This window comes from Azospirillum brasilense (assembly GCF_003349955.1).
Classification (GTDB): domain Bacteria; phylum Pseudomonadota; class Alphaproteobacteria; order Azospirillales; family Azospirillaceae; genus Azospirillum; species Azospirillum brasilense_B.
This window is the reverse complement of sequence record NZ_QLKQ01000127.1, coordinates 1-11,699: the sequence shown is the minus strand read 5'-3', so window position 1 is coordinate 11,699 and position 11,699 is coordinate 1. Positions and strand designations below refer to the sequence as shown.

General features: G+C 71.2%; 6 protein-coding genes. 3 read left to right on the top strand and 3 right to left on the bottom strand.

All coding sequences use genetic code 11. The features are described 5' to 3' along the window. Positions 1-122 precede the first annotated feature (122 nt). Both DXK32_RS30670 and DXK32_RS30665 read right to left on the bottom strand, forming a co-directional pair. The gene (locus DXK32_RS30670) at positions 123-2,681 is read right to left on the bottom strand and encodes an AMP-binding protein (protein ID WP_114861963.1); all 2,559 of its coding nucleotides are present in this window, start codon (positions 2,679-2,681) and stop codon (positions 123-125) included. 9 nt (positions 2,682-2,690) lie between these two features. Continuing rightward, a complete protein-coding gene (locus tag DXK32_RS30665; protein ID WP_114861962.1) occupies positions 2,691-4,190 on the bottom strand; it encodes an amino acid decarboxylase in 1,500 nt (499 codons plus the stop codon). A 339-nt stretch (positions 4,191-4,529) separates the two neighbouring features. On the opposite strand from DXK32_RS30665, the gene DXK32_RS30660 reads away from it, so the two are divergent. Next, on the top strand, positions 4,530-5,549 hold the full coding sequence (locus tag DXK32_RS30660; protein ID WP_247877422.1) for a LysR family transcriptional regulator: 1,020 nt from the start codon (positions 4,530-4,532) through the stop codon (positions 5,547-5,549). Here DXK32_RS30660 and DXK32_RS30655 read toward each other — a convergent pair. Beyond that, positions 5,524-6,126: a cysteine hydrolase family protein gene (locus DXK32_RS30655; protein WP_114861961.1), complete on the bottom strand. Its 603-nt coding sequence runs from the start codon at positions 6,124-6,126 to the stop codon at positions 5,524-5,526. The two genes, DXK32_RS30660 and DXK32_RS30655, sit on opposite strands and share 26 nt — an antisense overlap. A gap of 84 nt (positions 6,127-6,210) precedes the next feature. Here DXK32_RS30655 and DXK32_RS30650 point away from each other — a divergent pair, with 84 nt between their 5' ends. Then, positions 6,211-7,119: a LysR family transcriptional regulator gene (locus DXK32_RS30650; RefSeq protein WP_114861960.1), complete on the top strand. Its 909-nt coding sequence runs from the start codon at positions 6,211-6,213 to the stop codon at positions 7,117-7,119. Between the two features lie 487 nt (positions 7,120-7,606). Then, on the top strand, positions 7,607-11,699 hold a 4,093-nt coding region (locus DXK32_RS33570; RefSeq protein WP_162801426.1), incomplete at its 3' end, for a DUF4347 domain-containing protein.

The following is an 11,699-nucleotide window of genomic DNA, read 5'->3' as shown; positions in this document are numbered from 1 at the left end:
CGGACCGAAGGTCCGCCTGCCGCGTCAGCGCAAACCTTTGGTTTGCGCGAGAGCTTCGCAGGAGAGGGAGCCTCAATTCCCTCCCCTGCGAAGCGGGGGAGGGTCAGGGTGGGGGCAAGGACCTACCGGGTGCCGGCACCGACCGCCACCGGCGTCAGTGCACCGCCACCCACCGCCCGCTCCGTCCGGCGGAAGCGGAAGAGACCGCGGCTGTTCAGGTTGTTCACGATCAGCGCGCCGATGGTCAGGCCGGCACCAGCCAGCTCGACGTCCCCGAACGCTCGCCCCTGGACCAGCCCGATGGCGAAGGCGGTGATCGGCACGAGGTTGATGAACAGCACCCCGTTCACCGGCCCCAGCAGCTTGATCCCGATGTTCCAGCTGAACACCGCCAGAACCGCCGCGATCAGCACCAGATAGGCGATCTCCGCCCGCACCGACCACACCGTCTCCAGCGACGGCACGGCGACGACCCCCGCCGCGGTGGCCAGCGCCGTCACGGCGGCGATGGTGACGGTGCCGAGCGCCGCGCTGACCGTCGTGTAGCGCAGCGGCGACCAGCCCGGCACCGTGGCCGCGCCCAGCGTGTAGACGACCCAGCTCGCCGCCCCGCCCAGGATCAGCAGGTCGGGCAGCAGCGCGCCGCCGTCCAGCGCCGACAGGCTGCCGCGCGTCACCACCAGCGCCACCCCGGCCAGCGCCGCCGCGATGCACAGGAAGGTCACCCGGTTCGGGCGCACCCCCTTGATGGCCCAGGTCAGCAGCGCGGTGATCAGCGGCATCAGCGCCATGATGATCGCGCCATGCTCCGCCTTGGACTGCGCCAGCCCGACGAAGGCCAGGATGCTGAAACCGGCGAAGCCCATGGAACCGTAGAAGAACAGCTTCCCGCCGTGGCCCTCCGTCGCCAGTGCCCGCCAGCCCTCCACCCGGACCAGGATGCCGATCAGGATCAGCGAGGCGAAGCCGTAGCGCAGCAGGGTCAGGTAGAAGCCGTCGATGCTCGCCAACGCCGCCTTGGCCACCGGGAACATGCCGCCCCAGGAGATGGCGGTCAGCGCCAGCAGCGCGATGCCCAGCAGCACGCCGTCCACCGTGCCGCCGGTCCGCGCCTTCGCGGCAATGGCCGTTTTGCCGGCCACCGGCTTGCCCAAACCGGACTTGGCGGCCTCCTCCCCGGCGCGGCCGATGGCCTCCTCCAGCGCCGCCGCGCGGACCTTGCCGGACGGGCTGTAGGGAATCTGGTCGAGCGGTTCGAAGCGCGCCAGGGCGATCCGCTCGCGCCGCAGGATCTCGGCGGCGCGGGTCCGCACCTCGTCGGCGGCTCCGGCCCCGGCGGACGCCTTCAGCACCACCGCGCAATCCACCGCCACCGGCCCGGCCCCGGCCCGGCGCAGCAGCGCCACGTCCTCCACCCCGCGGATGTGGCGGATGGCGTTCTCCAGCGCGTAGAGGTTCACGCTGTCCGCCCCCTGCGAGCGGTTGAGCAGGTAGAGCCGCCCGTCCTCGTCCAGATAGCCGGCCTCCGACGTGATCAGGTAGCGCTCCCCGTCGATCTGCACCCGGTTGGCCGGGGCGCCCAGATAGGTGTCCATGTTCATGTAGCTGGCGATGGCCACCGACCCGACGATTCCCGCCGGCACCGGCTTGCGCTCCGGGTCGAGGATCAGGATGCGGTTGCCGTCATAGACGCGCCCGACGCTGGCCGGGTGGGTCAGCAGGTCCGCCGGCTCGGCGATGGTGTTCACGCCGGTCTCGGTGGTGCCGTAATACTCGTGGATGACCGGCCCCAGCACCTGGAGCGCCTCCTGCTTGGCCGGGGCGGGGAAATGCTTGCCACCGACCAGGACGAAGCGGAGCTGGTTGGGCGTGACGCGCGCCCGGCCGCGGGCGACCTCGCGCAGCACGCCGGACAGGATCGGCGGCGTCATGGTGCTGGAGGTGATCCACTCCCGGCGGATCAGTTCGGCGGTTTCCAGCGGATCGTCGGGCGGGGCCAGCACCAGCGTCGCGCCGAGCTGGAGGAACAGCCGCGCCCAGCCGCCGCCCGCCGCGTGGTAGAGCGGGATGGTGGCGAGGTGCCGGTCGGCGGAGGAGAAGCCGTAGCGTGCCGTGAAGTAGGCGAAGCGCCGCGCGTCGAAGGAGGCGGTGCGGATCACCGGTTTCGGCGTGCCGGACGTGCCGGACGTGAAGGAGATGGCGCGGAACGGCCGGGCCGGGGCGTTCGGCGTCCGCCGCCCGGCGGCCAGCCCGGCGAAGGCGGCGTAGGGGGTGGCGCCGGGCAGCCGGCTGTCGAGATCGACCACCGCGCGTCCCGCCGCCAGCGTGCGGACGTTGATGCCGCGATCGGCCAGGAAGCCGGAGGAGACGATCAGCAGGTCGGCCTCAATGCGCTCCAGCAACTCCGCCAGGGCGGCCGGCGACAGGGAATAGTCGAGGCCGCACAGCGTCGTCTTCAGCGTGGCGGCGGCGGAGGCGGCGACCACCAGCTCCGCGCGGTTGTGCGACAGGAAGGCGACGGTGCGCAGCTCGTCCAGCGCGACGGCGCCGGCCAGCCCTTCCGCCGCGTCGCGCACGGCGTCGGCGTACTGGCGCCAGCTCAGGGTTTCGGAACCGGCGACGATGGCCGCCAGATCGGCGCGCGAGGCGGCGATTTCCTCGATTCGGGACAGGGGAATCATGGTCGTCTCTCAGCGTGGGCGGTGTTCGATGGTGTAGATGCGGGCGCCGGCGGACCGGATCGCCTCGATCCGGCGCAGCGTGTCGCCGCCGATCTCCTCGCCGGGGACGATGATCGGCACGCCCGGCGGGTAGGGGATGATGAAGGAGGTGGACACCCGCTTCTCCTCGGGCCTCTCCCCGGCGGGCGACAGCTCGCGCTGGATCGCGCGCAGGGCGTCGAGCAGGGCCGCCACTTCCTCGTCGCCGATGCCGATGTGAAGGTTCAGCAGCAGCGAGGTCCGGGTGCAGCGGTTCACATAGAGGCCGTGCCGGCTGTACAGCCGCTCGCGCAGTTCCGGCGCCTCGATGGGCAGGCCGGACACCTTCAGCGACAGCTTGGTCGGGTCGATGGCGGCGTGGCCGGCGAAGGCGTCCGGCACCGCCGGGGCGTTGACCGAGAAGGCGCTCAGCGCCGGATCGCCGGCCACCGTCTCGCTCACCCGCCGGGCGAGCCGCAGGGAACGTTCGACCAGGTCCCGCCCCTCCAGCTCCATCTGGGCGCGGGCAAGGTCGAGCGAGGCGAGGATCGGGTAGCTGGGCGAGGTGGTGTGGTGGCGGTAGCGGCCGAGCCGCAGCCGCTCCGCCAGCTCCGGATCGCCGCTGAAATGGATCAGCGAGCCCTGGCGCAGCGCGCTCAGCGACTTGTGGGCGGAATGGGTGGCGACGACGGTGAAGCGCTCCAGCGCCGGGTCGGCGGCGCGGGCGTGCAGGGCGGTGCGGCCACGCGTCGCCTCGTGGAAATAGCTCCAGGCGCCCCACGCCTCGTCCACGAAGACGGTGGTCAGCGACGGGCTGGCCTCCGCCAGGGCGGTGAGGATGGCCCGGATGTCGTAGACGACGCCGTCGTAGGACTGGCCGTTCAGCACCAGAAGCTCGTAGGGCGCGCCCGCGCGCTCCGCCGCGGCGGCCTGCTCCAGAAGGACGGGCAGGAACAGGGCGGCGCGTTCGGAATGCTCGCAGAAGACGCGCGGCTCGATGTAGTCGACCGCCGCGTGCTTGTCGGACAGGGCGAAATGGATCGACTGGTGGGTGCCCTTGTCGGCCAGCACCCGGACGTCGGGGCGGGTGATCAGGGCTTCCAGCGCGATCAGGTTGGCGGTGGTCGTCCCGGCGGTGACGAACAGCGTGCCCGTCGCCCCGAAGGCGAGCGCCGTCAGCTCCTCCGCGCGGGCCAGCGAGCGGTGCGGGAAGAAGAAGCTGTCGAGCGGCGGGGCGGTGATCGTCGCCTCGCTGAACAGGCCGCGCCCGAACAGCGCGTCGTAGGCATCGGCGAAGGCCGACTCCCGGATGGAGCCGCGCCGGCTGACCGGAAGCGCGTGGAAGGACGCCCGGGTGCTCCCGGCCGCCGCCAGCAGGGCGTCGGCGAGCGGCGTTTCCGGGATGGCCGGAGGCCCGGAGTTGGTCCGGGCGGCGGATGTTTGGGTGGTGGATGTTTGGGTTGGCGGGCGTTGGCCGGCAGGGTCTGACATTGGGAACTCGCTCGTGGTGGCGGCCTCCGCTGGGAAGGCGTCCGTGTGAAGCACCGATCCTGCATGTTGTTTGAATATATTTACGCAGTGATCTGATAGAGAATTCAGTCGAAGCCCCGATCCCTGTCCAATAAATAATTCCGAGCCTCAGTATCGCCAAAATTGATGGGTTGGCCGATCCATACGAATGTACGGTCAAACAATGATGGAGATGAATCGACGCCGGAAGTTTGCATAAATACTTGGTATGTTCGGTTCATTGATTGTTTCTGTTGACTGTAAAATATTATTAACGCGGCGAAATGACTGAATCTTGTGCAATGGAATTTGCGGTGTCGTATGATGCGTGTCCCGGCGACCGTGCCGGGGGAGGGCAAGCCGGACGGCGGAGCGCTCATGGAGCTGCATCATCTGAAGACCTTCGCGACCGTGGCGCGCGAGGGCAGCCTGACCCGAAGCGCGCAGATCCTGCTGCTCAGCCAGCCGGCGGTCAGCGGCCACATCAAGCTGCTGGAGGAGGAGCTTGGCACCGTGCTGTTCGAACGCACGGCCAAGGGCATGCAGTTGACCCGCGCGGGGCTGATCCTGCTGGAGGAGGCGGAGCGCACGCTCGACGCCGCCAAGACGTTGCTCAACCGCGCCCGCGGCCTGCAGGGCGACGCCGCCGGGCCGCTCGCCCTGGGCATCGCCAGCGATCCGGCGTCGTTGCGGCTGGGAACGCTGCTGTCCACCCTGCTGGCCGCGCACCCCCGGCTGCGCCTGCGGGTGTCGCACCACCTGTCCGCCGACGTGGCGGACCGGGTGCAGGACGGGCGCCTGGACGCCGGCTTCGTTCTGGAGGAACGGCCCGACCGGGCGCTGCGCCATCTGCCGGTGGCGCCGGTGCGGCTGCGTGTCGTCGGGCCGGCGGCGTGGCGGGACCGGCTGGACGGGGCGGGCTGGAGCGATCTGGCCGCTCTGCCCTGGGTCGGCACGCCGCCGCGCTGCAGCTTCCACCTGATCGCCGCGCGGGCCTTCGCCCGGAACGGCGTCGCCCCCGGCACGATCATCGAGGTCGATCAGGAAAGCGCCCTGAAGGGGCTGGTGGTGGAGGGGCTGGGCCTTGCCCTGCTGCGCGAGGAGCAGGCGTTGGCGGCGGCGGCAACGGGGGAGCTGGCGCTGTGGCCCGGCGAGGCCCTGCGCAGCCACCTCCATCTGATCCTGCCGCTGGACAAGGAGGGGGAGCCGGCGCTCCTGGCCCTGCGGGCGGCGGTGCGGGCCGTATGGCAGGAGCCCGTGTGGCAGGACCCGCCATTACACGCGCCAGCCGCCCGCCGCCCACCGCCCGATTCCCTTATCCCCAGGCGCGGCTGTCCTTGACGACCACGGCGAAGCGGTCGGCCAGGGCGGCGAGGTTGGCGCGGTGCAGCGCCTCGGCCGGGATCACGCCGCCGGCCCCGTCGGGAAGGTCGCGGGTGGCGCTGGCCGCGTCCACGACCGTGGTCCGCCAGCCGAGGTCGAGAGCGGCGCGCACCGTGCTGCTGACGCACATGTGGGTCTGGAAGCCGGCGACGATCAGCTCTTTGCGCCCGGTGGCGCGGATCAGGGCGTCGAGGTCCGTCCCGGCGAAGGCGTTGGGCAGATGCTTCACCACCACCGTCTCGCCGTCCAGCGGGATCAGCGGGGCGACGATGCCGGACAGCGGGCCTTCCGGGTTGAACAGGGCGCCGCCGGGCTTGCCGTGGTGGACGATGTGGAAGACCGGGGTGCCGGCCTTGCGCGCCCGTTCCAGCAGGCGCGCGGCCTCGGCCACCGCGGCCTCCACCCCGACCAGGGGAAGGGCGCCCTCGGTGTATTCGCGCTGGGCGTCGATCAGCACCAGCGCCGCGGAGTCGAGCGGGCTCGGCGTGGCGGGGGCTCCGGCGAGGGCGAGCAGGGTCTTCGGGGTGGCGCTCATGATGGTTGCGGCTCCGGGAAAGGGAAGGGTCGGGGGGCAGTGTGCCCTGTGTGCTTTTGGCCGGACATTCGATAGGTTTGCGCAATGACTGTTCATAAACAGACAGGCACCCCGAAGCCGACGGGCACCCTGAACTGGGACGATCTGCGGATCTTTCTGGAGCTGGCCCGCACCGGCAGCCTGTCGGCGGCGGCGCGCGCGCTGCGGATCAGCCACGCGACGGTCGGGCGCCGGGTCGCCGCGCTGGAGGAGGGGCTGGGCCGCAGTCTGGTGGACCGGCGGGCCGACGGTTACAGCCTGACCGCCGACGGCGAGGCGGTCTTCGCGCTGGCCGACGGGATGGACGAGCGGGCGCTGGCCATCCTGCGCCAGGTGTCGAGCCAGGGCGGGCGGGAGGCCGGGTTGACCGGCACCGTCCGGCTGACCGCCACCCAGGCTTTGGCCGACCGTTTCCTGATGCCGCGGCTGGGGCCGTTCCGCGCCCGCCATCCGGGAATCGACCTGGAAGTGACGGTGGACAACCGCTCGCTCAGCCTCGCGCGGCGGGAGGCCGACATCGCCATCCGGCTCGCCCGGCCGCAGCGCGGCGACCTGATCGCGCGGCGGCTCGCCACCATGGGCTACGGCCTGTTCACCGCCGCCGGGGCCCCCGACACGGTGATCGGCTACGACGAGGCGCTGGCCGACCTGCCGGAGGCGGTCTGGCTGGCCCGCCACAGGGCCGGGCGCCGCGTCGCCTTCCGCTCCAACAGCCTGCAGACCCAGCTCGCCGCGGCGAAGGCGGGGTTCGGGGTCGCGCTGCTGCCCGTCTGGCTGGCGGCGGAGGAGCCGGACCTGCTGCCCGTGCCCTGCGCCGCCCCGCCGCTGGAGCGCGAGGCGTGGCTGGTGCTGCACCCGGACCTGCGCGACGTGCCGCGGGTGCGCGCGGTGATCGAGCATCTGGTCGCTCTGTTCACGGCGGGGGCCGCCGCCGATCCCGCGCCGGAACGCTGAGCGCCCGTTCGGAAAGGCTTCGAGACCACGCGCTGCCCATCATCCCCGCCCCCTGAGCTTCCCCTGAAGCAGCGGACACCGGGTTACGCGGGAACTTAACAAAGGTGTCCACCGATTCGGAGGAGGCTCACTTGGCGAATTGCCGACCAAGCCCTTTCTTACCGCAAGGCGACGGCAACCGGCAAACCGATCATTCCCTGAATCCCGCGCGCCGCTGCCTTGACCGCATCCGCCTCACCCTCTGGTGGAATCGACGGATGGGAGGCGTCCCAGCGAAACAATTGCACCGGAATGAAGAAATTTATGGGAATTGTCGTTATTAACATAGGTTATTATCAGGGTATACTAATTAGGTAGCCCATAAGGCGGGACAGGGGAAATGCGGGATAATTTCGGGTCGCACAAGGGCGCGTCGGGAAAGCGCACGAAGCGCAACAACCGAAAGTCGAATTCCATCAAGGCGATCATCGCCCTGGAACCTCGCTTTATGTACGATGCCGCAGGCGCCGCCACGGCGGCCGACCCCGCCCACACCGAGCCCACCGCCCCGACTGACTCGACCCACGCCGAACCGTCCGATCGCGGAGCGGCGGACCACGCCCTGCTCGACGCCGCCGCCTCGGTGCCGCCGCCCGCCGCCGGGCCGCAGGTGATCCGCGAGGCCGACCCCGCCCAGGCCGGCGGGCGCAAGGAAGCCGTCTTCATCAACGCCAACGTGCCGGACCTGCTGGCGGTGATCGACGGCGTGCGTCCGGGAACGGAGATCGTCCTGCTCGATCCGTCCCGCGACGGCATCGGGCAGGTCGCCGCCTGGGCGCAGGGCCGCACCGGCTATGACGCGATCAGCATCGTCGGCCATGGCGCGGTCGGCGCGGTGGACATCGGCTCGACCCGGCTGGACGCCGCCGGCGTGGCCGCCCAGGCGGAGCGGCTGGCCCTGTGGGGCCGGGCGCTGACGGCGGACGGCGACCTGCTCCTCTACGGTTGCCGGGTGACGGCCCAGGGACAGGGGGTGGAGCTTCTCCAGGCGCTGTCCTCGGCGACCGGGGCCGACGTGGCGGCCTCCAGCGACCGCACGGGCGGGCGGGTCGTCGGCGGCGACTGGGAACTGGAGACGTCGGTCGGCGCGGTCGCCGAGTCCGGCGCGCTCGACACCGCGCGGCTCGGCGGCTACGCGCACACGCTGGGCGCCAACACGGCGCCCACGCTCACCGGCCTCGACACCGACCAGACGCCCTGGGCCGGCGTCGGGTCGGCGGTGCGGCTGGACTCCGGATTCGACCTCACCGTCGCCGACGCCGAGAACGCCGGCGATTGGACCGGTGCCTCCGTGACCGTGAAGCGGTCGGGCACGGCGGTGACGACCGACGTCTTCGATTTCGACACCGGCACCATCGCCAGCGCGGCCGCCCTCTTCACCGTCAACGGCAACGAGCTGCAGGCCGGCGGCAGCACCTTCGCGACCGTCTCGACCACCGGCGGCGTGCTGACCATCAGCTTCACCGGGACCGGCACCACGCCGGACACGACGCTGGTCCAGGACGTGATGCGGCGCATCACCTTCCGCACCGACAGCCCGGCGGGCAACATGCCCGTCGAGGTCACGCTGAACGACGGGACCGACAGCACGACCGCCACGGTCACCGTCACCGCCGACGTCATCCAGGTGAACAGCACCGCCGACACCGCCGACGACAGCGACCGCAACGCGGTGTCCCTGCGCGAGGCGCAGGCCATCGCCGTGACGCAGGGCGGCACCCTGACCATCCGCTTCGACGCGGCGCTGGCCGGCCAGACGATCACGCTGACCAGCAACCTGGCCCTGTCGGGCAGCCAGAGCTGGGACACCAGCGCGGCCGATGGGCTGACGATCGCCGGCGCCAGCTCGACGACAACGCTTCCCAGCGGCGCCACGCTGACGGTGACCAACACGACCGGCACGGCGATCACCCTGTCGAACCGGATGACCGGGGCCGGCGGGCTGACCAAGGAGGGGGCGGGCACGCTGACCCTCTCGGGGAGCAACTCTTACACCGGCACGACGACGCTGACGGCGGGCGAGCTGGTGCTGACCGGCGGGTCGGCCATCGCCGACACGGCGGCGGTGGCGGTGAGCGGCGGCACGCTGCGGTTGGCGACGAACAACGAGACCATCGGCACCCTGAACGGCACGGGCGGCACGCTGACGCTGGCCGGCCGAACGCTGACGGCCAGCGGGGCGACGTTGAACGCCGGCGGCATGGGCCGCAGCGCTGGCGACACCGGCACGCTGGCCAGCAGCTACGCCGGCGGGGCGACCATCACCGGCACCAGCGGCGACGATTCCATCACCGGCGGCAGCGGCGCCGACACCATCGACGGCGGGGCCGGCAACGACACCATCGACGGCGGGGCGGGCAACGACAGCATCCTGGGCGGCGACGGCGACGACAGCCTGATCGGCGGCACGCTCAACAGCACCGTCGCCGGCGGCAACACCGACTACATCGACGGCGGCGCCGGCAACGACACGCTGATCGGTGGCGGCGGCCCCGACACGCTGATCGGCGGCGACGGCGACGACACCTTCGACTACACCGGCAACGGCAAGGGCGACCTCGCCTCCAGCACCGATCTGTACGACAGCATCGTCGGCGGGGCCGGCACCAACACCCTGCTGATCGGCGGCTCGGTCGGCCTGACGGTGGGCGGCGGGGTCAGCTTCGGGCGTGCGTCCGGCATCCAGCGGATCGCCGCGATCGCCTCCTCCTCCGCCCAATCCCTCACGCTCAACGCCGACGCCTACACCGCCGGCATCCGCACCATCGACCTGTCCGGCGACACCATCACGTCGGGCAACAACGTCGTCAACATGTCGGCGGCGGGCGGCAGCGTGACGATCATCGGTGGCGCCGGCAACGACAGCATCACCGGCAGCGCCTACGCCGACAGCCTGAGCGGCGGCGGCGGCAACGACACGTTCAGTTACGCCGCCACCTCCGACCTGTTTTTCAACAACATCCTGGTCGACAGCATCGACGGCGGCGCCGGCAACGACGCCATCCGGTTGGGCAGCTCCGGTTTCACCATCGCCGCCGCCGACAGCTTCGCAACCCGGATCATCGGCGTCGAGAGCATCACCACCAACTCGACGGCCAGCCCGATCAGCATCACCGTCGGCAACGACTTCCACAGCGCCGGCTTCCGCACCATCAACCTGTCCGGCGACGTCAACGCCGATGGTCAGAACCTCATCGACGCCAGCGCGGTGACGGCGGGTGACATGACGCTGATCGGCTCCGACGGCGCCGACACCATCCTAGGCGGCGCGGGCAACGATTCCATCTCCGGCGGGGGCGGCAACGACTCCATCCACGGCGGGGCGGGCAACGACACCATCAACGGCGGCACGGGCAACGACACCATCGACGGCGGCGACGGCGACGACAACATCGACGGCTCCTCCGGCCACGACAGCATCCTCGGCGGCGCCGGCAACGACAGCCTGACCGGTGGCGTCGGCAACGACACCCTCGAAGGCGGGGCCGGCAACGACAGCCTGAACGGTGGCAGCAACGACGACAGCCTCGACGGCGGCGATGGCGACGACACGCTGGGCGGCGGGGCGGGCAACGACACCTTCACCGGCGGCGCCGGCCAGGATGTCTTCAAGGACACCGCGCTCAACCTGACCGACGGCGTCATCACCGACCTCTCCGGAGGCGACACCATCCACGTCGCGAACGGCGCGCTGAGCAGCACGCCGACCGCCGCAAACATCCGGATCACCGGGACCGGCGCCGGCGCCACGCTGCAGATCGACGTCGACGCCACCGACTTCAGCTCGATCGATTCGTCGGTCACCGTGCCGAACACCACGGTCAGCGGCTTCACCGCGACCAAGGTCGGCTCCGACGTTTTGTTCATCGCCCAGGGGTCGCCGAGCATCGCGAATCTGTCCGGCGACAGCGTGGCCCTGATCCCCGGCACGCCGGTGCGCATCGACCAGTCCGGCGACGCCACGGCGAACGACGGCGGGGCGGGCTGGAGCGGCGGCACGTTGACCGTGCAGCGCTCGGCCACCGGCTCGACGGCCAACGGCGCCTGGACGGCCGACCGCTTCGGCTTCGCCGGCTCCACCATCACCGCCACCGGCACCGCCGCCAGCGGCACCCTGTCGGAGGGCGGCACCGACTTCGCCACCTACAGCGTCAGCGGCGGCGTGCTCACCGTCACCTTCACCGCGAACGCCACCGCGGCAAGGGTCAACGCCCTGCTGAGCGCCCTCACCTACGAGAACGACACGCCGGCCGGTACGGTCACCCTGACGGTGACGCTGACCAACACCAACGGCAGCGCCAGCGCCACGACCACGGTGACCAGCGACGTCGTGACGGTCACGGCGACCGGCGACGGCGCCACCGTCGACGTCACCGACGGCGTCGGCCTGCGCGAGGCGCTGGCCATCGCGGCGGCGCTCGGCGGTACGCCGACCATCCGCTTCGGCTCGGCACTCGCCGGCCAGACCATCACGCTGGGCAGCGGCCTGACCCTGTCGGCCAGCCAGAGCTGGGACACGAGCGCGGCCGATGGGCTGGTGA